Source organism: Agrococcus casei LMG 22410 (assembly GCF_900163565.1).
In the GTDB taxonomy this organism is placed as follows: Bacteria; Actinomycetota; Actinomycetes; order Actinomycetales; family Microbacteriaceae; genus Agrococcus; species Agrococcus casei.
This window is the reverse complement of record NZ_FUHU01000004.1, coordinates 26,566-48,990: the sequence shown is the minus strand read 5'-3', so window position 1 is coordinate 48,990 and position 22,425 is coordinate 26,566. Positions and strand designations below refer to the sequence as shown.

Genomic DNA, 22,425 nt, shown 5'->3' with positions numbered 1-22,425 from the left:
GATGCCTTCTCTTCCCGCAGATCAGCCGGTCACGGCGCCCTGAGCGGCGCTCTTGACCAGCTTGGAGTACTTGGCGAGGACCCCGCGAGTGTATCGCGGCGGCAGCGGCTCCCAGCCTTCACGCCGGGAGGCGAGCTCTGCTTCATCGACGAGTAAATCGAGTGTGCGAGCTGCGATGTCAACACGAATCTTGTCTCCATCGCGCACGAAGGCAATAGGACCAGCGTCCACTGCCTCCGGTGCAATGTGTCCGATGCACAGGCCGGTTGTGCCGCCCGAGAATCTTCCGTCTGTCAAGAGTAGTACATCTTTGCCGAGCCCAGCGCCCTTGATGGCCGCGGTGATCGCGAGCATCTCGCGCATGCCAGGGCCGCCCTTGGGGCCCTCGTACCTGATGACCACGACGTCGCCGGCTGCGATCTCGCCGCGGGTCAGCGCATCCATCGCCTCACGCTCGCGCTCGAACACGCGTGCCGGGCCCTCGAACAGCTCGGCGTCGAAGCCGGCCGTCTTGACCACGGCGCCGTCAGGCGCGAATGTTCCGTCGAGAATGGTCAGTCCGCCGGTGGCGTGGATGGGGTCGTCGAGCTCGCGCACGACCTTGCCGTCGATCGCGGCCGGGTTCAGGTCTGCGAGGTTCTCGGCGAGCGTCTTGCCGGTGACCGTCATGGCGTCGCCGTGCAGCAGGCCCGCGTCGAGCAGCGCCTTCATGATGACGGGCATGCCTCCGACGCGGTCGAAGTCCTGGGCGACGAACTGGCCGAACGGCTTGACGTCTGCCAGGTGCGGCGACTTCTGGCCGATGCGCGTGAAGTCGTCGAGGGTAAGCTCGACGCCGGCCTCGTTGGCGATGGCGAGCAGGTGCAGCACGGCGTTGGTGGATCCGCCGAGCACCATCGCGACCGTGACGGCGTTCTCGAACGCCTTCTTGGTCAGGATGTCGCTGGTCGTGAGGCCCTTGCGCAGCATGTTGACGACTGCCTCGCCCGAGCGGTGCGAGTACATGTCGCGACGGCGGTCAGCCGAGAGCGGCGTCGACGAGCCCGGCAGGCTCATGCCGAGCGCCTCGGCGATGCAGGCCATCGTGTTGGCGGTGTACATGCCGCCGCACGCGCCCTCGGTCGGTGCGAAGCCGCACTCGATCTTCTTGAGGTCTTCTTCGCTCATGGTGCCGGCCTTGCAGGCACCGACGGCCTCGAACGAGTCGATGATGGTGATCTCACGCTCGGTGCCATCAGAGAGCGTGACGCGCCCCGGGGCGATCGAGCCGGCGTAGACGAAGACGCTCGCGAGGTCGAGCCTGGCCGCTGCCATCAGCATGCCGGGCAGCGACTTGTCGCAGCCGGCGAGCAGCACTGTGCCGTCGAGGCGCTCGGCCATGACGACGGTCTCGACGCTGTCGGCGATGACCTCTCGTGAGACGAGCGAGAAGTGCATGCCCTCGTGGCCCATCGAGATGCCGTCAGAGACGGAGATCGTGCCGAACTGCAGCGGGTAGCCGCCGCCTGCGTGCACGCCCTCCTTGGCGCCCTGCGCAAGTCGGTTGAGCGAGAGATTGCACGGGGTGATCTCGTTCCAGCTCGATGCGATGCCGATCTGGGGCTTGTCCCAGTCGTCGTCGCCCATGCCGACGCCGCGAAGCATGCCTCGCGACGTGGTGGCTTCGATGCCGTCAGTGACGGCTCTTGAACGCGGTTTGATGTCGACTTCGGCCATGCACTCAAGTCTATGCCTGTTGCCATGCGACCCCGCAGTCGCGCGTAACGCTTTGCCATCGCGTCAGTCGCCGTTCATCAATCGGGCGTAGCGTGGTCGGCATGATCCCTGTTGGACTCTCGACTATCAGCGTGTTCCCCAAAGGCGTCGAAGACGGCTTTCGACTGAGCGCAGAGACAGGCTTCGACGGTGTCGAAGTCATGGTCACGACGGATGCGCGCACCCGTTCGAAGACGCGTCTTGCAGAGTTCTCCAAAGAGTATGACCAGCCGATCATGGCCCTGCACGCGCCCACGCTTCTGCTCACGACATTCGTCTGGGGACGCGGACCCATGATCAAACTCGAGAAGTCGGCCGAGCTGGCAGCCGAACTCGGCGTGCCCACCGTGGTCGTGCATCCGCCGTTCCGATGGCAGGGCCGGTACGCGACCGGATTCGAACGCGTCGTCGGCGAGGTGGCCGAGCGATACGGCGTGACGGTCGCGGTAGAGAACATGTTTCCGTGGCGCACGGGCGACCGCGACCAGCGGGCGTACCTGCCGGGCATCGACCCCAGCGAGATGGATGTCGAGCACGCGACGCTCGACTTCTCGCACTGCGCGCTGGCCAGGCGCAACTCGCTCGAGCTCGCGCACGACCTGGGGCTCGAGAAGCTGCGCCACATCCACCTCACCGACGGCGTCGCGGCCGACGACAAGAAGCTCTTCGACGAGCACATGCTGCCCGGTCACGGCAACGAGCCGGTGGCTGAAGTGCTGGAGTGGCTGGCCGAGAACGAGTGGGACGGCCAGGTCATCGCAGAGATCAAGACCGGCAAGGCGAAGACCGATCGCGACCGGCTGCGACTGCTCGCCGAAACGCTCGATTTCGCACACGAGAACCTGGGACAGGATTAGCCCGCTACCGTTGCTTCATGACCAATTCTGAACACGCGGATTCGGCAGTGACGCCGACCGCCAGACTGATCGAGAAGACCGGCATCGAGATCGTGCCCGAGTCACAGAGAACCGCGAAGCCGAGCGACCTGTTCTGGCCCTGGTTCGCGGCCAACGTGTCGGTGTTCGGCATGTCATACGGGTCGTTCATCCTGGGCTTCGGCATCAGCTTCTGGCAGGCCACGGCGGTCGCCGTCGTCGGCATCGTCGTGTCGTTTCTGCTCTGCGGCCTCATCGCCATCGCCGGCAAGCGCGGCTCTGCCCCCACGATGGTGCTGTCGAGAGCAGCGTTCGGCGTGCACGGGCAGAAGGTGCCGGGCATCGTGTCGTGGCTGACCTCGATCGGCTGGGAGACATTCCTCGCGATCATGGCCGTGCTCGCGACGTCGACGGTGCTCGCCCAGCTCGGCTTCGACGGCGGCGTGTTGCTGATGATCATCGCGACCGTCGTGGTGGCCGCCCTCATCGTCGTGGCGTCGGTGCTCGGCTATCACACGATCATGCGCATGCAGTCGATCCTGACCTGGATCACCGGCGCCGTCACGGTGCTGTACGCGGTGCTCGCCATTCCCCACATCGACTTCGCGGCAGTCATGGCGCTCGAGACCGGCAGCACCGGCCAGGTGATCGGCGCCCTCGTCATGGTGATGACGGGCTTCGGCCTCGGCTGGATCAACATCGCGGCCGACTGGTCGCGCTACCAGAAGCGCTCGACGCCCGACTCGCGCATCGTGCTCTGGAACACGATCGGAGGCTCGGTCGCACCCGTGGTGCTGGTCGTGCTCGGACTGCTGCTGGCCGGTTCCGACCCCGCGTTGAGCGCAGCCATCGAGGTCGACCCCGTCGGAGCCCTCGCAACGATCCTCCCGGTGTGGGTGTTGGTGCCGTTCCTGCTCACCGCAGTGCTGGCGCTCGTCTCAGGAGCCGTGCTCGGCATCTACTCGTCGGGCCTCACGCTGCTGAGCCTCGGCATCCGCATCCCCCGCCCGGCAGCCGCTGCGATCGACGGCCTGATCCTGACCGCAGGCACCATCTGGGTGGTGTTCTTCGCCACTGACTTCCTGGGGCCGTTCCAGAGCTTCCTGATCACCCTCGGCGTGCCGCTCGCGTCGTGGGCGGGCATCCTCATCGCCGACATCCTCACCCGCAGGCGCGACTACGACGAAGAGGCGCTGTTCGATGCACGCGGCCGCTACGGCTCGTGGGACTGGGTGTCGATCGGCACCATGGTCGCAGCATCGGCAGTCGGATGGGGCCTGGTCGTCAACATGTTCGCCGACGCCGCGGCCTGGAACAACTGGCAGGGCTATCTGCTCGGCATCGTGGGCGGCCGCGAAGGCGACTGGGCCTACGCGAACCTCGGCGTGTTCTTCGCCCTGGTCTTCTCGTTCGTCGTGACCTGGTTCGCGCGCCGCGGCACGATCCGCAAGCAGGAGCAGGGTGCGGCGTGAGCACTGAGTCAGCAGGCGCAGAGTGGCTGGTCGTCATCGATCCGCAGAACGTCTTCGCGAGTCCCGAGGCGTCTGAGTGGGGCACTCCCCTGTTCGCTGACGCGATGCCGCGCATCCGCAGTCTCGCAGCAGACTACGGCGACCGCGTCATCGTGACGAGGTGGCTGCCGACTGCTGATCGCTCCGGCTCGTGGGGCGCATACTTCGACGCCTGGCCGTTCGCAGACAGGCCTGCCGACGACCCGCTGTTCGACCTGGTTCCCGATGCTCGCGACTTGAGCGTGCATCCGACGATCGATCTTGCGACCTTTGGCAAGTGGGGCGACGAGCTTCGCGAGGCGACTGGTGATGCGCAGCGGCTCATGCTCTGCGGAGTCGCGACCGACTGCTGCGTCATCTCGACCGCTCTGGCCGCAGCCGACGCAGGCCGGTTCGTGCGGATCGCGGCCGACGCCTGCGCCGGCTCGACCGTCGAGAACGCGGCTGCCGCACTGCAAGTCTGCGAGCTGTACTCGCCGCAGATTCAGGTGCTGCAGCAGGATCAGGCAGCGAGAAAGGCCAGCGACGGCTGACGCCTCGTGAGCCCGAGCAGGTCGTGTGCGCGGGTGAGGTCGAGGGTGCGCTCCCGACCGATCTGCGCGACTGCGTAGCGAGTCGTCGATGGCGTCGAGCCGGTGAGCTTCGCCAGCCCCTCGGCACGTGAGGCAACCGCGAGCGCACCGCCCACCGGAACCGATGCGATCCGCACGCCACGGCCCTTGGCGGCCAGGGCATCCGCGATGAACTCCCCGATCGCGACAGGCTCGGCATCGCCCACGTTGACCGGCCCGGTCACGGTGCTCTGCAGCGACAGCTCGACCGCTTCGACCATGGTGTCGATGTGGGTGACGGTGTGCAGCGACCGCCCGCCTCCCGGCAAGGCGAGTGTGCCGAGGCGGATGCGCGACTCAACTCGCGGCAGCAGGGTTGTGTCTCCGGGGCCGTAGACGGCGTGGGGCCTGAGCATGATCGCGTTCGGGTGCAGGGCTGCGATGCGCTCGGCGATCGCTTTCGTCGCGCCGTATGCGTTCATGTAGCGCTTGGGCAGAGAGTCGGACTCCGCCGCGAGCACATTGGGCTCGAAGGGGTCGTAGACGCTTGCCGACGAGATGTGCACGAGTCGTGCGTGGGCTGCGAGCCCTGCGAGGCGGCCCGTCGTGCGAACGTTGGCGTCGAACGCCTCGTGCCAGTCTGCCCAGTCGTCGGCGAGGGCTGCAGCGTGCACGATCACGTTGACGTCGTTGATCTCGGGAATCGCGTCGTGCACGAGGTCGCGCTGCAGGTAGGTGCCGCGAGGGTGCGACCAGCCGCCCGGCCTGCGACCGAAGCCCAGCACCTCGTGTCCGGCAGAGGCCAGCGCCGTGGCGACCGCGCCTCCGACGAAGCCGCTCGCGCCCGTGACGGCAATGCGCAGCAGCGTCATCGCTGCGACTCCTCGAGCATCGGCGCCACGAGCTTCGACAGCGCCTCGCGGTCGGGCTTCGACTGCCTGCCCGAGCGCGGCACGGCGTCGATGCGAACGACCGCATCGGGCAGAGCCGCGTGGTCGATGAGGCCCGGCAGCGCACGCTCGACCGCGGCCGGTGTGCCTGCCGCGGCATCGGCGGCGAGCACGAGCGCGAGCACGACCCGGTCGTCGCCGATCTCGTCGGGAACCCCCACGATGTACGCCTCGGCGACGCCCGGCAGCGTCACGATGACCGGCTCGTAGAGCGCGGGGTAGATGTTGGTGCGGTCGCGGATCAGCATGTCCTTCTTGCGGGCGAGCATCGTCAGCTCTGGTCCCAGGTCGCCGTCGTCGATGCGCGCGAGGTCGCCCGAGGGCAGCGTCACGAGCTCGTTCGGCAGCTCGTGCAGGTAGCCGCGGGCGATGCCGGGCCCTTCGATCAGCAGCTCGCCGTCTGCTGCGATTCGGGCGCTGACCGACGAAACGATGCGGCCGACCCAGTCGCCGTCTGCCGGGTCGCGGCGCAGCTTCTCGTGACCGTCGGCGATTGCGACGGGCAGCGCCTCCGTCATGCCGTAGATCGCTCTGATCTTGGCATTCGGCATGGTGGTACGGATGCGGCGGAGCAGCGGTGAGAGCACGGGAGCCCCTCCCATCGCCACGAGCTCGAGGCCCGGCAGCGTGCGGTCGCCGAGAGCGTCGAGCACTGCGTTCATGGATGCGGGTGTCAAGAACGCCGCGTCTGCGTCTCCCAGCAGCGGCAGGTAGTCCTCTGGCGCAGCCCCCGGGTCGAGGCCGTACTTCGGCATGATCCAGTGGGCGCCGGCGATGAGCGCTGGCACCCCGATCATCAGCTGGTCGGTGAGCACGCGCTGGCCGGGCCTGAAGCCGAGCCCCTCGCTCACGTCGGCGAGCCCGGCGCCGAGTGTGTGCCGCGTGTGCACGACCCCCTTCGGCACGGAAGTCGTGCCGCTGGTGAAGATGATGAGCGCATCCGTGTCGCCGTGCTGCTCAGTCAGCGGCGTCGGCACCCCGCGGGGCTTTTCGAGCGACCGCAGCGAGTGCGCACCGCGTGGCACGCCCGGCAGCCAAGGCCCGGAGAAGACGACCTGCGGGTCTTCGATGATGCGGCTGTAGTCGGGCAGGTCGATGCCGCGAGCGCGGGCGAGGGGCCTCACCAGCGGCGTCGAGGCCGCGAAGAGCACCGATTCGGCGGCGACCCATCGTGCCGCTGCGAGCTTGGCGCGGGTCTCGAACAGGGCGCGGCCGGCTCCCGGGTCGGCGAATACCACGGTCGCGCCGACGGTCACCATCGCGAGCGCCAGCACCATCGAGTCGATGCCGGGGCGCACCGAGAAGAGCACGCGGTCGCCCGGCTGCATTCCGCGGCGCTGCAGATTGGCGGCGACGGTCTGGATGCGGGTGCGCAGCTGCCTGAACGTGATCGTCTTGCCCGCGAACGAGATCGCCGGGCCTTCAGACTCCATCGCAGCCCACAGCGCTGCCACGAGGTCGACTCCCTCTGCTCTTGCGTTCACTGAGCCATCACCTCCGCGCCTCCATCACGAGGGAACGATACGAGGGGATGACGGTATTCCGAAGCGGGGTGCGGTCTGTCGCCTGCAGACGCCCCTCGACCGATCGCAGCGCCGTGATGGCGGTGCGGATCTGCGCCATGGCCAGCGGGGCTCCGATGCAGAAGTGCTCGCCGGCACCGAACCAGAGCTGCCTGAGCCCGGCGACCCGGTCGCTCGTCGGATCCCAGGGCCCGCGCTGCCGGTTCGCCTTGTAGGTGGCGAGCACGATGCGGTCGCCCTTCTGCACCTTCGCTCCCCCGATCTCGGTGTCGACCAGGGCTGAGCGGAGCGTCGCGAGCGACGGGGTCGTCCAGCGAAGCGACTCGGCGATCGCGCGGTCGGCGGCTGCGTCATCGGTCAGCTGCGAGAACCAGTCGGCGTCGGCGAGCATCGCCGTGATGCGCGGAATCGCGCCCGCGAGCGTCTCGGTTCCGGTCAGGATGAACGCCCCGACCGCCCCGAGTGCTTCGCGCTCGCTGAGACCGAGTGCGCGCATCCGCCCCGGCACTGTCGATTCGTCGCCCGCGTACGCCGCGTGGGCGTGCTCGGTGAGCTGGGCCAGCAGGTCGCGAGCGCGCTGAGCCTGCTGGTCAGTCAGCCGGGGCCTGGTGAGCTTCACCATGCCGGTGATCTGCGTCACCGACTCGAACATGGCGTCGTCGACGGCGCCGCGGTCGAGCCCGACGAGCACAGCGATCGCGTCGCTCGCCCCTTCGCGCGTGACCTTCGCGATGTCGACCCTGTCGCCCGCAGCCAATGACGCCGCAGCCTGCTTCCATCGCGGTTCGACCATCTCGCGCACCAGCTCGTTCACGAACCCGGGTGCGAAGATCGGCTGCAGCGTGCGGCGCATCGCGTGGTGGTCGGGCCCGTGCATGTTTACCAGCACGCGGTCGCCGAGCACGGGCGTCCAGAGGTCGCTTGAGGCGCCGGGCCCGTTCTTCGTGAAGCGGTCGGTGTCGCTCATGACCTCGCGCACGAGGTCTGTCTGCTGCACGAGCAGGCCTATTCGCGGCAGGCGCATGACGGGGCGACGCACCGCCTCGAGCATCGACGCGACGAACGGATGCGCGGCACGGACGACCCGCGCATCCGCCCGCATCGCACGTGCGAACCGGTCTGCCTGGCTCGTCACCGGATGTCCACGTGGTCGGGTCGGTAGGCGTGATCCTTGTACCAGAGCAGGGTGTTCTTCAGCCCCCACGCCTGCACTCGTCGCGATGAGCCGGCTACGACGATGTCGCGTCGCTCGGCGTAGTGCGACGTGATCTCGCGCACGGCGTTGACGAGCGCGCGGTCCTCGTGCAGATCTTCGATCTTCGTGCGCGGAAACCCGCCCGCCGCTGTGTAGGTCTCGGCCCTGATCGCGAGGTTGCAGCCGGGCGCCATGATGTACCCGCCGAGGTACTGGCTGCCGCGGTTGCTCGCGCGAAGCTTGCCGAACACGACCGCCAGGGTGACGGCCGACTCCATCAGCTTGCGGCGCCAGAGCGGCTCGCCCTCGTCGCGGCGCGAGACCAGCAGGCCGCCGAGAAAGTCGAGGCCGTCACCGCCCGCAGACTTCGGTGTCAGCGCCTTTCGGATGTTCGACGTCCAGTCGAGGCGCGGAATGCAGTCTGCGTCGGTGCGAGCCAGCAGCGTGTGGCCCGCCGCGATGGCAGCGCGCATGCCGGTGTCGGCGGCCGCGCCTGTTCCCTTGACCGGCTCGTGGATCACATGCCAACGTTCACGCCCGTGCTCGGCCGCGAACGCCCTGATGATATCGCCCGAGCCGTCGGTCGAGCTGTTGTCGACGAAGTACGCGTCAAAGTCATCGTCGCGCTGAGCGTGCAGCTGCCGCAGCGTCTCGTGCACCCGAGCCGACTCGTTGTAGACGGGCACGATGACGGCGAGGTCGCTCACCTTTGCATTCACAGTGTCACCGCCACGAGGCCGATGCTGATGCCGCCCGCCAGCCCCACCATGAGCACGCGCGAGCCTTCACTGATGCGACCCGAGTCGAGGGCCAGGCGCAGCTGCAGCGGCAGGGTGACGGACGCGAGGTTGCCGTGCTCTGCGATTGTCTGCACGATGCGGTCGACGGGCACGCCCAGCCTCTCGGCGATGCGCGGCAGGTGCGGCTCGGCCACCTGATGCATCGCGATGAGATCGAAGTCTTCGATGCTGGTATCGAGCCGGTCGAGCAGCTCGAACACGGGCCCCGGGCCCAGGTCCATGAACGCTTCGGCAAGCCCTGCGCCGTCCATGTCGAAGTAGGTCGCCTCGGGATCCCGCGGAAACATCGAGCCGCCCGTGGGCAGTGTGCCGATGCTCCAGTGCCGCGACTGCGACGCGAAGTACATGCCCTCGATGCCCGGGGCATCCGCCGCCTCGAGTACGACCGCTGCTCCCCCGTCGCTCATCGTGTAGCCGGGGAACGACCGCAGAAACTGCTGCTTCGAGCTCAGCTGCCACCGCACAGCGCTCGTCGGCGTCTCGCCGCTGGCCACGAGCACCCGGCTCGCCTGCCCCGTGGCGATGAGGCCGTAGGCGGTCTGCATGCCGTTGACGAGCGAGTTGCAGGCGTTCTTGACGTCGAACACCGGCAGGTCGAGGCCGAGCTTGTCGGCGAGGATGTGGCTGGTGGCCGGCTCGATCAGGTCTTGGCTGGCGCTTGCGAAGATCAGGTGGTCGACGGGGCCGGTCACATCCGCGAGCGCGGCCCGCGCAGCGTCGGCCGCGAGGTCTGAGGCCTGCTGGTCCGGATGCCGCACATGCACCCGCCTGACACCGGTCATGCGGCTGATCAGACCGGTCGGAAGCCGCAGCCCCGGGTTCGATGTGCGCAGCATGTATTCGGTCTCGTCAGCCGTGCGCACGGTCTCGGGCAGGCTCACTCTGATGGCGGCGATGCGCGTGTTCGGCGATGGAGTGGTCACATCGGGAGCCTAACCCGACCAGGCTGGGCTTTGGCAGGGCAGTTGTCGCGCCTGCTGGGCGTTCGGTACCGTATGCATGTGCGCAAGTTTCTTCTGAACCCAGGTGTCCTGACAGCCGTTGCCGGCGCCGTTGGCGTCTACAAGGTCACGAAAGAAGCGCCCGTCAACTGGCGAAGCCTTCTGCTCTGGGGCTCGTGGGGCATCGGAGTCGCGCTCGCAATCGGCTCGGTGCTCGAGCAGGATCGCCAGGTTCGACTCGAAGAGCTCGAGCGCGAGCTGTCGAAGTGACCCATCGCGTTGCCGTCATCGGCGACGCCCTGATCGACATCGTCGACGGCCGCCAGATTCCCGGCGGAGCCGCCTTCAACGTCGCCGTCGGACTCGCGAAGCTCGGAGCAGACGTCGACCTCATCACGATGCTCGCCGACGACGAGCCGGGTCGGGCCCTCCTGCGGCACGCGGCCGAGCACGGCGTGCGAGTGCACGCGACGGATGCGCCACACGGCACCGCGACAGCCACGGCGACCCGAGTCGGCGAGTCGATGGAGTACGTCTTCAACGAGGCCGGACGCAAGCGATTCTTCGACGTCGCGTCGAAGGCCGCGGTGATCGCCGAGGCCGACTGCGTCGTGGTCTCCTGTGTTCCGCTGGAGAGCGACGCGCAGACGGAGGCGCTGCAAGCGCTGCAGCGAATGCCGATTCCGTTCGTGCTCGATGCGAATCCCCGGCCCGGATACCTGCGCGACAACGACCCCGCCACCGTCGCGGCGTTCGCCGCAAACCTGCGCCGGCTCGCAGCCGCTGCGACGATGCTGAAGCTGAGCGATGAAGACACCCGGCTGCTCTTCGAACTCGAGCCGCACGATGCGGCCGAGCAGCTGCTTGCCGCAGGCCTCGAGGTCGCACTCGTGACCGAAGGCCCAGCCGGGGCGAGCATCCGCACCGCTTCGCTGCACGAGCAGCGCCCCATCGCGCACATGGATGCGCCCATCGTCGACACGATCGGCGCGGGCGACGCGACGAATGCGACGCTCGCCCTTGCCTTGCTCGATGAGCAGCCGTGGGGCGAAGCTCTGGAGCGCGCGATGCTGGTCGCCGCCGCAACCTGCCGTGCCCCCGGAGGCGAACTGCAACTACCATGAGTGCATGGCTTCGCTTCGCTCTCTCAACCAGTCGACCAAGCTCCAGAACGTGCTCTATGAGCTGCGAGGGCCCATACAGGACGAGGCGATGCGGCTCGAGGCAGACGGCCATCGCATCCTCAAGCTGAACATCGGCAACCCGGCGCCATTCGGCCACGATACCCCCGAGGTGATCGTGCAGGACGTCATCGCCAATCTGCACAACGCCCAGGGCTACTCCGACTCGAAGGGCATCCTGTCGGCTCGCCGCGCGATTGTGAGCCGCTACGACCAGGTGCCCGGCTTTCCGCGCATCTCGGTCGACGACGTCTTTCTCGGCAACGGCGTCTCAGAGCTCATCACCATGACGATGCAGGCGCTGCTCGACGAAGGCGACGAAGTGCTGATCCCCATGCCCGACTACCCGCTCTGGACGGCAATGACAAGCCTTTCGTCAGGTACGCCGGTGCACTATCGCTGCGACGAAGAGGCCGGCTGGGAGCCCAGCATCGAAGACATCGAGTCGAAGATCACCGAGCGCACGAAGGCGATCGTGGTCATCAACCCGAACAACCCCACCGGAGCCGTCTACTCGCGTGAGGTGCTCGAGAGAATCGTCGAGGTCGCACGCCGCCACTCGCTGCTGATCCTCGCCGACGAGATCTACGACCGCATCCTGTACGACGACGCCGAGCACATCTCGATCGCGACGCTCGCGCCCGACCTGCTCGTGCTCACCTACAACGGCCTGTCGAAGACCTACCGTGCCGCGGGATTCCGATCCGGATGGGTTGTCGTCTCGGGCCCGCAGGATCACGCGAAGGGCTTCATCCACGGGATGAATCTGCTCGCCTCCACCCGCCTGTGCCCCAACGTGCCGGCGCAGTATGCGATTCAGGCGGCGCTCGGCGGCAACCAGTCGATCGACGAGCTCACGGCACCCGGCGGGCGCCTGCACGACCAGCGCGACGTCGCCGTCGAGACGCTGAAGAGCATTCCCGGCGTCAGCGTCGTGACACCGAAGGGCGCCCTGTACGCATTTCCGCGTCTCGACCCCGAGGTGCACCACATTCGCGACGACGAGAAGCTCGTGCTCGACTTCCTGCGGCAAGAGAAGGTGCTGCTGACGCAGGGCACCGGCTTCAACTGGGACGCGCCCGACCACCTGCGCATCGTCACGCTGCCGCACCGCCGCGACCTGAAGCGTGCCATCGAGCGTCTCGGAAACTTCTTGGCGAGCTATCGTCAGTAGCGCTATCCTGTTTATATGAACCGAGCAAAGAAGCTTCGAACGATCAGCATCGTGCTGATCGCCTACGCCGCCCTCTTCTATACATTCACGCCGTCGCACTACCTGCTGGTGGCGTCACAGGAGAATGGCTCGCCAACTGTGCATCTGCTCACTTCTGTGCTGGTGTGGGCAATGCAGGCCGCGGCGATCGCGTCGATGGCGTGTGGCGCTGGGCTCTTCGGCGCATCGTTCGTGCAGACGGGTGCGCGCGAGCAATCAAGCAGCCTCCGTCATGCCGCCCCTGCAGATCAAGCGGCAGGGGTCAGCTGAACGGGCTCGCCTTCCTCGAAGTCCGGTGGCTCTGGTGACGTCGGCGGTTCAGTCGGCTGCGTTGGGTCAGTCGGGTCGGTCGGGTCAGTCGGATCATCCGGGGGTGGCGGATCATCGGGGGGCGGAGGGTTGACCGGATCGGTTGGATCCGGAACTCCGGGCTGATCCTGCTCCGTGTTCTCGTAGTTCGCGTAGTGCGATGCAACGACATCTGACACCGCCGTGGTCTTGACCACCAGAGCATCCAGCAGATCGAGAGTCGACTCGGCACCGCCATTCTGCTCATTCAGCGACTGCGACATCTCCTCAGTCGCGCCGGGAAGCGCATTGAGCACTTCTGGGTCCGCGCGCCAGTACAGCGCCGTCACATACGAATCAGGCTGCATCGACTGCACCGCTGCCTGCACGGGATCTGCGAGCGAATCGACAAGGCCCGTCACCTCAGCCATTTCGACGCCGATGCTTTCAACGCTGTCTGCCTGATCCTCCAGAGCCTCTACGTCTTCACGCGTGGGGGCTTCGCCTGTGGCGGCTGCGGCGTCGTCCAGCTCAAGCTGATCGCATGGCGTGCGGTCGTCTGCGCCCTCCACGAGCTGCTGCTGTTCGGCGGTGAACGGAGCTTCGTCGAACTGCAGCGCGACTTGCTGGAGTGCATTCGCCAGATTGAGACGCTCGTTCTCGCCGATCAGGGCTTCGTCCGTGCCGATCACGTCGGCTCCGTCCAACGTCGAACCGAGATGCTGCATGAGCGTGCCGGCTGCAATGGATGTCTCTTCAGCCTCACACTGCGCAATTGCGAGGGCTTCCTGAGCAGCTCTGTAGTCTTCGACGATGCCGCGGTCACTTGGACTCTGGGCGGGCTCTTCAGCGACAGGCGGGTCAGCCTCGGCGTCGAGCATCGAAGGCATGACGATTGCTGCCACAAGGGCTGCGACAATGAAAGCCGATCCAGAGATCACGGCCGTCTTGCTGAGGAACCACGGCATCTTGAAGCGTGCCGAACGCTCGTCAACGCTCACGGGGCCTTCAGCAGGCTCTTCCGATTCGTGACCATTGGCGCTCGACATGAGCAAGGGCTCCCTAGCAGCTCGTCATTCTCATTGTTCTTCCTGCAGGAAAAGCTACCACCAGCCATCGATGGTGAATAATGCACAGTACACCCCCCGGGACTCGAACCCGGAACCCGCTGATTAAGAGTCAGCTGCTCTACCATTGAGCTAGAGGTGCAAACGGCTCTGACCGAACCGACTGTCAACTATAACATAGCTCCGAGGTCACTTGCGCCCATGATGAGATGGAGCCATGGCACAACTCGAAGTCGGTCAGCAGGCCCCTGAATTCACTCTCAAGAACCAGCACGGCGACGCCGTTTCGCTCAGCGATCTGCGCGGCAGCAAGGTCGTTCTGTGGTTCTACCCCGAGGCGATGACCTCGGCCTGCCGCAGCCAGGCATGCGACTTCAGAGACAGCTTCGGCCCGCTCGAAGCAGCCGGCTACACCGTGGTCGGAGTCTCGCGCGACTCGGTCGAGAAGCTCGCGAGCGCGGCAGAGACTGACGGCCTGCAGTACACGCTGCTGTCTGACCCCGACCACGAGGTGCACGAGCAGTACGCCACCTGGGGCGAGAAGAGCATGTACGGGCGCACCGTCATCGGCGTGAAGCGCTCGACGTTCGTGCTCGACGAGCACGGCGTCATCACCCACACCTTCTACAACACGAAGGCGAAGGGCCACCTGGCCATGCTCAACAAGCGGCTCGCATTCGGCGAGTAGCGCTCACGCGAGCAGACGCCTGACCTCGTCTGCGACGACCTCGGGCTCGCTCAGCGGCACCATGTGCCCGGAGTGCGGAGCAAGCACATGGCGGCCGTTCCGAGCCTGCACAGCGCGCCGCTGGTGAGCGCGAATGAGCTCAGCCCGCTGCCGCCGGTCGCTCCTGCCGGACCGAGCGCCGGAGATCACCGTGACTGGCGCATCCGTCTCTGCTTCTGGGTGGGCAAGCAGGCCTTCGAGACCTGCCGTCACACCGAGCAGTTCGGCATTCGACGCTCTCGCTGCGGTTACGCTTGCGCTCGCCTCGGCGACTGCATCCAGCAGCTCGCCCGTGAGCGGCTTGAGCACAGTGCCGTAGAGCCGCCGCAGCAGCCCCGTCCGAGCGAGCGGAACGCTCAGCGCCCGCTGCATCGCGTCAGACACGGCAAACGCGCGTCCGAAGAACATGCTCGCGCCTTCGTCACTGGGATCGACCAGCACCAATCCCGTGACGTCCTGCCCACGCGCCCTGCGCCTCCTGGCGACAAGACGCACGATGGGCCCGCCCCAGCTGTGGCCCACGAGGACCAGCCGCTGAGAATGCAGCGTCTCGAGGAGCGCATCGAGGTCGTCGGCCAGCGCCTCGAGGCCGCGATCACCCTGTGCCGCATCAGAAATGCCGTAACCGGCGCGGTCGTAGGACACGAGGCGTGCGCATCCTTGCAGCTCTCGCTCGACAAGCCGCCAGAAGGCTCCGCTGGCACCGAGTCCCGACTCGAATACGACCACGTCGCCCGCCGACTCCTGGGCGGGACTGTCGAAGACGCTCAGACGCCTGCCCCCGATGTCGACGAGGGGCATCACTGATCAGGCCTGCTGCCGCTCGCCGCGCGCGAGCCAGTCGGTCACAGACTGCCTGAACACGAGTGCGAGCACGACGATCGCGGGGATCGCGAGCAGCAGCGCCAGCCAGACGATGCGGTTGTCTGGGTTGAATGATCCGAGGGCCAGACCGATCTGCAGCACCTGCCACGCAAGCGCGGCTCCGCGGGACCACGGTCGCCCGGAGCGCATTCCGCGAGCGGCCTGAATGAGAAAGACGCCGAGGCCGAGACAGACCGCTGCGAGGAAGAGCGTGCCGACGATGTGCATGCCCTCTTCGCCGAACGCGACGATGGCCGTGTAGACGCCGACGCCGATGACCGCGGCCGCCTCGATCATCAGGATCACACTGATGAAGGTGGCCGCCATGGGCCTGCTCGCAGACGTGTTCTCTACTGACGAACTCAAGAAATCCCTTGCCTCTCAGACGCGCCTATGCGAAAATAGTCTTTCGGTAGCCGCGCACGATGCCCCGCTGCCGCAGGACTTTCCATCATCCGCAGCGAATGCGACGCCCGCCGAGTCACAGGCTTGAAGAAGCCGGTCGAATCGGGGTGAATCATTTGCACGCGGAGTGTCGCCCAGGGCGACATCACACCCAGACTACAAGGAGTCACTATGGATTGGCGCGATGACGCCGCATGCCGCACCGTCGACCCGGAGCTGTTCTTCCCGGTCGGCAACACAGGCCCCGCACTCGACCAGATCGAGCGAGCGAAGACGGTCTGCGGTCGTTGCACGGTGACCGAGCAGTGCCTGCAGTACGCACTCGAGACCAACCAGGACTCGGGCGTGTGGGGCGGCCTCTCTGAAGACGAGCGTCGCGCACTCAAGCGCCGCGCAGCCCGCGCACGTCGCGCCGGCTGAGCCAAGAAGCCTTTCGCAATCGGGGTCGACCATCGTGGTCGGCCCCGATTCGTGCGTCAGTCGTCGTTGTCGTCGCGGTCGAGGTACTGCAGCGGAATCGTGACGGTGACGACGGTGCCGCCCTCGTCGCCGTCGGCCCAGTCGATCGCCCCCGAGAGCTCGCCGGTGATGAGCGTCTTCACGATCTGCGTGCCGAGGCCCGACCCCGCTGTTCCCGCGGGGAGGCCCTTACCGTTGTCGACCACCTGCACGACGAGCTCGTCGTTGCTGCGCATCGCCTCGATCGTGACGCGTCCGTCTTCTATGCCGGGCAGTCCGTGCTCGACGGCATTCGTCACAAGCTCGGTCAGGGCAAGTGCGAGCGGCGTCGCATAGCCGCTCGGCAGCACGCCGAACGATCCGATGCGCTCTGTCCGCACGCGCACGTTGTTGACGGACGCGACCTCGCTCGTCAGCGGAATCGTGCGGTCGAAGACCTCGTCGAAGTCGACTGACTGGCTCAGTCCGGTGCTGAGGGTGTCGTGCACGACCGCGATCGACGCGACTCGGCGCTCGGCATTGACGAGCGCCTCCTTGGCCTCCTGCGAGTGCGTGCGCCTGGCCTGAATGCGAAGCAGCGCCGCCACGGTCTGCAGGTTGTTCTTGACGCGGTGGTGGATCTCGCGAATCGTGGCGTCTTTCGTGATGAGCGTCTGCTCGCGCACGCGCATCTCGGTCACGTCGCGGCACAGGACGATGGCTCCGACTCGCTCGCCGTCGCGCCGCAGCACGATGGTGCGCAGCGTCAGCGTGACACCCCTGGCCTCGATGTCGGTGCGCCACGGCGCACGCCCCATGACGACGAGCGGCATCGCATCGTCGATCTCAGACTCCTCGTCGAGCAGGTCGGTCGTCACCTGCGCGAGCGAACGGCCCTCGAGCTCGTCTGCGAAGCCCATGCGGTTGAGTGCGCTGAGGGCATTCGGCGTGGCGAAGGTCACGGTGCCGGCCTCGTCGAGCCTGATCAGGCCGTCAGCCGCACGAGGTGCTCCTCGCCTGGGTCCGATCGGCGCAGTCTCGTCAGGAAAGTCTCCGCCCTGGATCATCTCGAAGACTTCGTTGGCGAGCTCTCTGAAGGCGAGCTCCTGCCGGCTCGGAATGCGCGCGTGCCCCATGTTCGAGTGCCGCGTGATGATGGCGAGCGGCGCGTCGAGCAGGTCGGGCGAGCCCGGCTTCGCACGGCGCCTGACAGGAACAGCACGGATGCGCGTCTCGCGCATCGGGCTGCCCCCGTAGTCGACAGAGTCGACAATCGATCTGCGGTCGAACGCGTCGCTGACGGCCGCGCGCCAGTCGTCGCGAATGCTCTGGCCGACGATGTCGCGATAGAACAGTGTGCCCGAGCTCGACGGCCGCACGTGCGCTGCCGCGACAAACTCGCCTCCCGGGGTGCGCACCCACATCACGACGTCGGAGAACGACATGTCAGCCAGCAGCTGCCAGTCGGCGACGAGCCGATGCAGCCAGGCGATGTCATCTTCGGAAGCGCCTGTCTCTCGGCGGACTATCGAGGTGAGTGTCGACACCCGTTCAGTGTAGCGACGCACGGCCGAATCGTCGCTTGCTGCGGTGCTTGGCGCCGCGACGCGAGCGACGCGTCACTCTCTGCTCCTCCGGCAGCAGCGGCTGCACGAGGTCGGTGATGCGCTTGCGGAGGGCCGAGCGAGGCGCCGCCTCTCGCAGCGTCTGCCCCGCAAGCAGCGCGGCTCCCGCAGCTGCCGCATCCGCCGGCCACACCCCAGCGGGGGTCACCGCAGCGAACCGCTGCAGGGTCTCGGCAGCGCTCGCACCGGGAGCGAGGCCCGCAGCACCGGTTCGCACCTTGTTGACGATCACGCGAACGCGGTCGGCTCCGACGAGGTCGGTGAGGTCGCCGTGCACGCGCAGGAACCGCGTCATGCTGACCGGGTCAGCGCCCGTGACGGCGTAGACGATGTCTGAGGCCTGCAGCGCCGCAAGGGTTGCCGCATTGCGCCGCGGTGCATGCAGGTCGCTCGAGACCAGGTCGTCGCTCTCGAGGCTGGCCGAGGTGTCGACGACCGTGAACTGCTTCCAGGAGCGGCACTGGTCGAGCACCTTCGCGACGCGGTCTGCCTGCAGCTCGGGCCAGCGGTCTGATCTGCCGATGCCCGTCAGCACGCGCAGCTCGCCGCCAGGGCACTCGTATGTCGCAGCGACCCGGTCGAGCTCTTCGTCGGTGAGCGATCGCTGCTTCGCGAGCCGAGCGGCAGCCGCGAACCCGGGAGCCTCGTCAAGCAGGCCGAGTGAGGGCGCAACCGACGCCGCATGCGTGTCGGCGTCGATGAGCGCGACCTGGGCGCCGGCGAAGGCGAGTTCGGCCGCGATGCCGATCGCCGCTGTCGTGCGACCCGGAGCCCCGTGCGGACCCCAGACCGCGATGACGGTTCCGCGGTCGGATGCGGTGGCCGCCGGAATCGGAGCGGTTGCGGCCTCGAACACCTCAACAGGGTCTGTGTCGCTCGGCAGCGACTGCACCGACAGCGTCTTCGCGCGGTCTCGCTCGGCGGCAGAGTCCGCGAGGGCGATGACTCTGATGCCAGCCGCGTCGGCCGCTGCGATCAGCGCTGCAGAGAGCAGTCGCGGGCTGCCGCCGACGATGGCGATGTCGGCGCGCGTGCTCGCGAATCGGGCGATGAGCTCGGCATCGGTTCCGGCTCGGATCGCCACGTCGTGCCCGTGGGCCACCGCCGCCTGAGCGAATCGGTCCTCGAGGTCGAGCGAAAGGGCGAGCGCTACGACGAGCACCTCAGCCCTCCGAAACGGTGTCGGGCACGAGGTGGATCGCGTGCTTGTTCGAGATCGCATCGAGCGCACGCGATGTCTCGGTGTCGGGAATCAGCAGCTCGACCTGCACGACGCTCGCCGCAGACAGCAGGCCATCAGGGGCGTGCACCGCAACGACGACGGCGTCGTCGACCAGGATGCGCGGCTCGACGAAGCCGCTCGTGCGCTCTTCAGAGGGCGCGGCGGCCCAGATGTCGACCACGTCTCCCCTGCCGAGATCGACTGCGGCCTTCGCGTCGACGGGTACCACGATGCGTGAAGAGGCCGCGATGGCCTCGTCGACCACGCCGCTGCGCGGAATGAGCTCGCCGGCAGCGAGCGACTGCGTGACCACGAGACCCACAGGAGAGTCATCCTGCACGTGGTAGAGCTCCGACCTCTGCTCGAGCTGCACGCGTGCCAGCGCCACATCGTCGGCTGCCAGCACCTCGCCGGCTGCGACCGGTTCAGAGACCACCCAGACCTCCACGGTTCGATTCGCCGAGGTCACCACGAATGCGACCCCGATGATCGAGACCACGACCAGTGCGGCTCCGATGATGAGCCTCGGGTCGATCCAGCGCTTCGTCTTCATTCCACTCCCCTTTCGCTGCAACGCTCGCACAAGCGCGCATGAGGCGGCGAAAGTTATCCACAGGCTGAGCCGGCTGTCGCTATTTCGCTGGCATTGCACGACAATGGAGGTATGACCATTCGTGAGCCCTACCTGTCGCTGGCCGACGTTGCGCTCACTCTCGACGTCAGCGTTCGCGACATCGCGCAGCTCATCGCCGACGGCGAGCTGCCGGCCATCAGAGTCGGCGGGCAGCAGCGTGTGACGCAGAGCTCGCTCGAAGAGTATCTGGCCGACCAGCACGAGCAGCAGCGCCGCTCGGCGCTCTGGCAGGGGTCGCAGACCGCAAGCGTCATCGACCTGTTCGGGCCCCGCTCGAAGTAGGACTCTCAGGGCTCGAGCTGAATCCAGTCGACAGCCGAGAACGGCACGAGTGCGATGTGCGCGACGTTGCCACGGGCGCGGATGCTGCCGTGCTCGTGCACTGCGAGGTCGAAGTGGTCACGGGCGACGCGATCGATCGTGCCCCCAGGCGCCAGCGATCCCGCGACAGCACCGTGCACCTGCAGCCACACGCGACGGCGGGCGAAGTCTCGCAGCACGAAGCCGAGGCTGAGGCGGTCTGCCAGCCGCACGCGCTCGGGCGCAGGCGCGGTCGAGGCAAGCGCACTCGCCTCGTCCATGCGGACCGCGAGGATGGACGCGAACGGGATCACGCATCCGGCACCCTCCGCTGCTCCGTCGGTCACCTCGCCGCTGAACCAGTCGCGCCCGACACTGACCCGACGCGCCCGAAGCCGATGGCCGCCCGAGAGCATGAAGTCGATCGACTGCGGCCCCTCTCGGAGGCGTTCGCGCAACTCGAGACGGCCGATGCGAAACCGCTCCTCCTCTTCTGCGACGCCGCGCTCAGAAGCGCCCAGCTCAGACTCGAGCTGGCTTTCGAGGTCGTCGAAGAGATGGTCGAATCGCACACAGCGACCGTATAGGCATCAGACGATTCGCCGCAGAGTTATCCACAGGGGTTGTGCTCATTCTCAGAAGATCGTTATATTCACTTCTGGCACTTAATGATCATCAGGAAAGCGAGAGGCCGGCATGGGAGCCGCACAGCGCAAGGCAGTCGTTGCAAGGCCGACTCGGTCATCCGCACCCGCTCATGATCCATTCGCGGATCCGGGGCCCCTCGTCGAGCGGCTCTCGAGATGCGTCGTCGAGGTGCTCCTCGGCGTCCGGTCGCCGGAGCAGCTGGCAAGGTGGCTCGACGAGCCGACGTACGCGAGTCTGCTGAGCCGCACCATGAGCGCCCAGCGCATGCGGCAGGCGACCAAGCGTCGCCCTCCGACCAGACTCGACCTGCACGTGCAGCGCGTGCGGCACTCGCGAATCGGCGACGCAATAGAGGCGACCGCGATCATCACGACTTCGGCTCGCGGGCGTGCTGTCGCGATGCGGCTCGAGCCCGTCGGCACGCGCCTGCGGGCTACATCACTTGTCGTGCTCTGAGGCTCCGTGATCGGCGGCAGGCTGGTCAGCCGCGGGCTCTGCTGTCGCGCCTGACTCTGCCGCGCCGGACTGCTCGGCCTCCATGGCTGCGACCTCTGCTGCGATCTTCTCCTGGGCCTCTTCACGGAACTGCAGCCGGCGCACTCGACGGTTGAGGTCCCATCCGAGCACGAAGACTGCCGCCGCGATCAGCGCCATGACCGCAAAGCCGATGACGCCAGGCGTCACGGTGTTGGGGTCGGGCGTGAAGCCCGGTTCGGGATCCCACTCGGAGGCGGTCGCTGCGAACAGCAGCATCTCGTTCAGCATGATTCTCCTCTGGCAAGTGCGTCACTGGCTGATTCGGCGCTGTCGTCGAAGGCCTCGAGGCCGTCGAAGAGCTCGCTCTCTGGAACCGTGTCGGCGACCCTGCTCATCACGAGCTCGTAGTCGTCGGTGGGCCATGCTCGGCGCACCACGTCGTGCGGCCAGAAGAAGAACCAGGCGTCATCGGGAATCTGCGATGCGTGCGACTTCAGCGCCGCGTCGCGTGCCTCGAGGAAGCCGCCGATGTCGACCCGGGTCGTGAGCCTCACGTCGTTGGGCGCACGGCGGTCGCGCCACTCGCGCATGATCTCGAGCCGGTCAGAGGTCGGGTCGTGCAGCTCGTAGTCTTCGAACAAGGCGTGCATGCGGTCGCCGTTCATCCCGCGGTCGTAGTAGACCTTCAGCACCTGCCACGGCTCGCCGAGTTCCGGATGCGCGGCCGAGGCGGCTGCGTCGACGGCAGCCATCGAGATCTCGTGGGTGCGGATGTGGTCGGGATGCGGGTAGCCGCCGTTCTCGTCGTAGGTCACGAGCACGTGGGGCTTGAGGCGTCGGATGATGCGCACGAGCGGCTGCATCGAGATGCTGACCGGAATCGTGGCAAAGGAGTTCGGCGCGACGTCTTCGCCTTCGCCGGGAAGCCCCGAGTCGTGATAGCCCAGCCAGATGTGGTCGATGCCGAGCGCGTCTCGGGCAGCGGCCATCTCGCCGCGGCGGTAGCCGGTCAGGTCGCGCTGCACGGCCGGGATATGGGCGATGCGGTCGTTGAGCACGTCGCCGGCCTCACCGCCGGTGCACGACACGACGGTGACTTCGTGGCCCTCACTCGCATAGCGCGCGAGCGTGGCCGCGCCCTTGCTCGACTCATCGTCGGGATGGGCGTGAACTGCAAGCATCCGCATGGGTTCTCCCCGGTAGACTGAAACGGTACAACTCCCCCATCTTTCCAC

Annotated in this window: 26 protein-coding genes and 1 tRNA gene; 11 read left to right on the top strand and 16 right to left on the bottom strand. The window is 67.1% G+C overall.

Annotated features, from left to right (window positions below; translation table 11 throughout):
- Positions 1–21: 21 nt before the first annotated feature.
- Complete coding sequence (ilvD, locus tag CZ674_RS01150; protein ID WP_086990412.1) at positions 22–1,716, bottom strand: dihydroxy-acid dehydratase; 1,695 nt, start codon at positions 1,714–1,716, stop codon at positions 22–24.
- A gap of 101 nt (positions 1,717–1,817) precedes the next feature.
- On the opposite strand from ilvD, the gene CZ674_RS01145 reads away from it, so the two are divergent.
- From CZ674_RS01145 to CZ674_RS01135, 3 genes are read left to right on the top strand one after another with little or no spacing between them, the layout of a single operon-like run.
- Positions 1,818–2,612 carry a sugar phosphate isomerase/epimerase family protein gene (locus CZ674_RS01145; RefSeq protein ID WP_086990512.1) on the top strand — a complete coding sequence of 265 codons (795 nt, stop codon included), beginning with the start codon at positions 1,818–1,820 and terminating at the stop codon, positions 2,610–2,612.
- Between the two features lie 17 nt (positions 2,613–2,629).
- Entirely contained in the window at positions 2,630–4,102 is a 1,473-nt protein-coding gene (locus CZ674_RS01140; protein WP_086990409.1) for a purine-cytosine permease family protein, read from the top strand.
- Positions 4,099–4,674 (top strand): cysteine hydrolase family protein, encoded by a 576-nt coding sequence (locus CZ674_RS01135; protein WP_086990406.1) that lies wholly within the window; start codon positions 4,099–4,101, stop codon positions 4,672–4,674. Before CZ674_RS01140 ends, CZ674_RS01135 begins: the two co-directional genes overlap by 4 nt.
- Here CZ674_RS01135 and CZ674_RS01130 read toward each other — a convergent pair.
- From CZ674_RS01130 to CZ674_RS01110, 5 genes are read right to left on the bottom strand one after another with little or no spacing between them, the layout of a single operon-like run.
- On the bottom strand, positions 4,644–5,564 hold the full coding sequence (locus CZ674_RS01130; protein ID WP_086990403.1) for an NAD-dependent epimerase/dehydratase family protein: 921 nt from the start codon (positions 5,562–5,564) through the stop codon (positions 4,644–4,646). The genes CZ674_RS01135 and CZ674_RS01130 overlap by 31 nt on opposite strands.
- Positions 5,561–7,126 carry a class I adenylate-forming enzyme family protein gene (locus CZ674_RS01125; RefSeq protein WP_200810023.1) on the bottom strand — a complete coding sequence of 522 codons (1,566 nt, stop codon included), beginning with the start codon at positions 7,124–7,126 and terminating at the stop codon, positions 5,561–5,563. The genes CZ674_RS01130 and CZ674_RS01125 overlap by 4 nt, the downstream gene beginning before the upstream one ends.
- 7 nt (positions 7,127–7,133) lie before the next feature.
- Positions 7,134–8,300, bottom strand: coding sequence for a cytochrome P450 (locus CZ674_RS01120; protein ID WP_086990400.1), 1,167 nt, complete (start codon positions 8,298–8,300; stop codon positions 7,134–7,136).
- Positions 8,297–9,067, bottom strand: coding sequence for a glycosyltransferase (locus CZ674_RS01115; RefSeq protein WP_234988363.1), 771 nt, complete (start codon positions 9,065–9,067; stop codon positions 8,297–8,299). The genes CZ674_RS01120 and CZ674_RS01115 overlap by 4 nt, the downstream gene beginning before the upstream one ends.
- A gap of 8 nt (positions 9,068–9,075) precedes the next feature.
- Positions 9,076–10,083, bottom strand: a complete 1,008-nt coding sequence (locus CZ674_RS01110) for a 3-oxoacyl-ACP synthase III family protein (protein WP_234988362.1) — start codon at positions 10,081–10,083, stop codon at positions 9,076–9,078.
- Positions 10,084–10,161: 78 nt separating this feature from the next.
- On the opposite strand from CZ674_RS01110, the gene CZ674_RS14080 reads away from it, so the two are divergent.
- Genes CZ674_RS14080 through CZ674_RS01095 form a run of 4 tightly spaced genes read left to right on the top strand, consistent with a single transcriptional unit; the run spans position 10,162 to position 12,765 of the window.
- Entirely contained in the window at positions 10,162–10,371 is a 210-nt protein-coding gene (locus CZ674_RS14080; protein ID WP_159456855.1) for a hypothetical protein, read from the top strand.
- Complete coding sequence (locus CZ674_RS01105; protein ID WP_159456854.1) at positions 10,368–11,225, top strand: PfkB family carbohydrate kinase; 858 nt, start codon at positions 10,368–10,370, stop codon at positions 11,223–11,225. Before CZ674_RS14080 ends, CZ674_RS01105 begins: the two co-directional genes overlap by 4 nt.
- A 4-nt stretch (positions 11,226–11,229) precedes the next feature.
- Positions 11,230–12,456 carry a pyridoxal phosphate-dependent aminotransferase gene (locus tag CZ674_RS01100; RefSeq protein ID WP_086990390.1) on the top strand — a complete coding sequence of 409 codons (1,227 nt, stop codon included), beginning with the start codon at positions 11,230–11,232 and terminating at the stop codon, positions 12,454–12,456.
- A gap of 15 nt (positions 12,457–12,471) precedes the next feature.
- Positions 12,472–12,765 carry a hypothetical protein gene (locus tag CZ674_RS01095; protein WP_086990387.1) on the top strand — a complete coding sequence of 98 codons (294 nt, stop codon included), beginning with the start codon at positions 12,472–12,474 and terminating at the stop codon, positions 12,763–12,765.
- Here the strand turns inward: CZ674_RS01095 and CZ674_RS01090 are convergent.
- Both CZ674_RS01090 and CZ674_RS01085 read right to left on the bottom strand, forming a co-directional pair.
- Positions 12,744–13,784: a hypothetical protein gene (locus CZ674_RS01090; protein ID WP_143244577.1), complete on the bottom strand. Its 1,041-nt coding sequence runs from the start codon at positions 13,782–13,784 to the stop codon at positions 12,744–12,746. The genes CZ674_RS01095 and CZ674_RS01090 overlap by 22 nt on opposite strands.
- Positions 13,785–13,920: 136 nt before the next feature.
- Positions 13,921–13,992, bottom strand: a tRNA-Lys gene (locus CZ674_RS01085).
- 75 nt (positions 13,993–14,067) lie between these two features.
- Between CZ674_RS01085 and bcp the strand changes: the two genes are divergently transcribed.
- Positions 14,068–14,538: a thioredoxin-dependent thiol peroxidase gene (bcp, locus tag CZ674_RS01080; protein ID WP_086990381.1), complete on the top strand. Its 471-nt coding sequence runs from the start codon at positions 14,068–14,070 to the stop codon at positions 14,536–14,538.
- Between the two features lie 3 nt (positions 14,539–14,541).
- Here bcp and CZ674_RS01075 read toward each other — a convergent pair whose 3' ends face one another.
- Positions 14,542–15,378 (bottom strand): alpha/beta fold hydrolase, encoded by an 837-nt coding sequence (locus tag CZ674_RS01075; protein ID WP_086990378.1) that lies wholly within the window; start codon positions 15,376–15,378, stop codon positions 14,542–14,544.
- Positions 15,379–15,384: 6 nt separating this feature from the next.
- Positions 15,385–15,768, bottom strand: coding sequence for a hypothetical protein (locus CZ674_RS01070; RefSeq protein WP_086990376.1), 384 nt, complete (start codon positions 15,766–15,768; stop codon positions 15,385–15,387).
- Between the two features lie 249 nt (positions 15,769–16,017).
- Here CZ674_RS01070 and CZ674_RS01065 point away from each other — a divergent pair, with 249 nt between their 5' ends.
- Positions 16,018–16,266, top strand: coding sequence for a WhiB family transcriptional regulator (locus CZ674_RS01065; RefSeq protein WP_086990369.1), 249 nt, complete (start codon positions 16,018–16,020; stop codon positions 16,264–16,266).
- A gap of 56 nt (positions 16,267–16,322) precedes the next feature.
- Here the strand turns inward: CZ674_RS01065 and CZ674_RS01060 are convergent, their stop codons facing one another.
- From CZ674_RS01060 to CZ674_RS01050, 3 genes are read right to left on the bottom strand one after another with little or no spacing between them, the layout of a single operon-like run.
- On the bottom strand, positions 16,323–17,831 hold the full coding sequence (locus tag CZ674_RS01060) for a sensor histidine kinase (RefSeq protein ID WP_086990506.1): 1,509 nt from the start codon (positions 17,829–17,831) through the stop codon (positions 16,323–16,325).
- A gap of 4 nt (positions 17,832–17,835) precedes the next feature.
- Positions 17,836–19,071, bottom strand: coding sequence for an AAA family ATPase (locus CZ674_RS01055; protein ID WP_200810022.1), 1,236 nt, complete (start codon positions 19,069–19,071; stop codon positions 17,836–17,838).
- A 1-nt stretch (position 19,072) separates the two neighbouring features.
- Positions 19,073–19,684 (bottom strand): SAF domain-containing protein, encoded by a 612-nt coding sequence (locus CZ674_RS01050; RefSeq protein ID WP_086990366.1) that lies wholly within the window; start codon positions 19,682–19,684, stop codon positions 19,073–19,075.
- 111 nt (positions 19,685–19,795) lie between these two features.
- Between CZ674_RS01050 and CZ674_RS01045 the strand changes: the two genes are divergently transcribed.
- Entirely contained in the window at positions 19,796–20,047 is a 252-nt protein-coding gene (locus tag CZ674_RS01045; RefSeq protein WP_086990364.1) for a helix-turn-helix domain-containing protein, read from the top strand.
- Between the two features lie 5 nt (positions 20,048–20,052).
- Here CZ674_RS01045 and CZ674_RS01040 read toward each other — a convergent pair whose 3' ends face one another.
- Positions 20,053–20,637: a hypothetical protein gene (locus CZ674_RS01040; RefSeq protein ID WP_086990361.1), complete on the bottom strand. Its 585-nt coding sequence runs from the start codon at positions 20,635–20,637 to the stop codon at positions 20,053–20,055.
- Positions 20,638–20,761: 124 nt separating this feature from the next.
- On the opposite strand from CZ674_RS01040, the gene CZ674_RS01035 reads away from it, so the two are divergent.
- Positions 20,762–21,169: an Rv3235 family protein gene (locus CZ674_RS01035; protein WP_086990359.1), complete on the top strand. Its 408-nt coding sequence runs from the start codon at positions 20,762–20,764 to the stop codon at positions 21,167–21,169.
- Here the strand turns inward: CZ674_RS01035 and CZ674_RS01030 are convergent.
- Both CZ674_RS01030 and mca read right to left on the bottom strand, forming a co-directional pair.
- Positions 21,152–21,478 carry a hypothetical protein gene (locus CZ674_RS01030; RefSeq protein ID WP_086990356.1) on the bottom strand — a complete coding sequence of 109 codons (327 nt, stop codon included), beginning with the start codon at positions 21,476–21,478 and terminating at the stop codon, positions 21,152–21,154. The genes CZ674_RS01035 and CZ674_RS01030 overlap by 18 nt on opposite strands.
- Positions 21,472–22,377 carry a mycothiol conjugate amidase Mca gene (mca, locus tag CZ674_RS01025; protein ID WP_086990354.1) on the bottom strand — a complete coding sequence of 302 codons (906 nt, stop codon included), beginning with the start codon at positions 22,375–22,377 and terminating at the stop codon, positions 21,472–21,474. Before mca ends, CZ674_RS01030 begins: the two co-directional genes overlap by 7 nt.
- Positions 22,378–22,425: the final 48 nt, after the last annotated feature.

Bases quoted from the DNA above. Each gene is read 5' to 3' on its own strand.
- CZ674_RS01035 (WP_086990359.1), top strand. From the start codon at position 20,762: ATGGGAGCCGCACAGCGCAAGGCAGTCGTTGCAAGGCCGACTCGGTCA.
- CZ674_RS01130 (WP_086990403.1), bottom strand. From the start codon at position 5,564: ATGACGCTGCTGCGCATTGCCGTCACGGGCGCGAGCGGCTTCGTCGGA.
- CZ674_RS01050 (WP_086990366.1), bottom strand. From the start codon at position 19,684: ATGAAGACGAAGCGCTGGATCGACCCGAGGCTCATCATCGGAGCCGCA.
- CZ674_RS01070 (WP_086990376.1), bottom strand. From the start codon at position 15,768: ATGGCGGCCACCTTCATCAGTGTGATCCTGATGATCGAGGCGGCCGCG.
- CZ674_RS01100 (WP_086990390.1), top strand. From the start codon at position 11,230: ATGGCTTCGCTTCGCTCTCTCAACCAGTCGACCAAGCTCCAGAACGTG.
- CZ674_RS01065 (WP_086990369.1), top strand. From the start codon at position 16,018: ATGGATTGGCGCGATGACGCCGCATGCCGCACCGTCGACCCGGAGCTG.
- ilvD (WP_086990412.1), bottom strand. From the start codon at position 1,716: ATGGCCGAAGTCGACATCAAACCGCGTTCAAGAGCCGTCACTGACGGC.
- mca (WP_086990354.1), bottom strand. From the start codon at position 22,377: ATGCGGATGCTTGCAGTTCACGCCCATCCCGACGATGAGTCGAGCAAG.
- CZ674_RS01140 (WP_086990409.1), top strand. From the start codon at position 2,630: ATGACCAATTCTGAACACGCGGATTCGGCAGTGACGCCGACCGCCAGA.
- CZ674_RS01145 (WP_086990512.1), top strand. From the start codon at position 1,818: ATGATCCCTGTTGGACTCTCGACTATCAGCGTGTTCCCCAAAGGCGTC.
- bcp (WP_086990381.1), top strand. From the start codon at position 14,068: ATGGCACAACTCGAAGTCGGTCAGCAGGCCCCTGAATTCACTCTCAAG.
- CZ674_RS01030 (WP_086990356.1), bottom strand. From the start codon at position 21,478: ATGCTGAACGAGATGCTGCTGTTCGCAGCGACCGCCTCCGAGTGGGAT.
- CZ674_RS01095 (WP_086990387.1), top strand. From the start codon at position 12,472: ATGAACCGAGCAAAGAAGCTTCGAACGATCAGCATCGTGCTGATCGCC.
- CZ674_RS01045 (WP_086990364.1), top strand. From the start codon at position 19,796: ATGACCATTCGTGAGCCCTACCTGTCGCTGGCCGACGTTGCGCTCACT.
- CZ674_RS01075 (WP_086990378.1), bottom strand. From the start codon at position 15,378: ATGCCCCTCGTCGACATCGGGGGCAGGCGTCTGAGCGTCTTCGACAGT.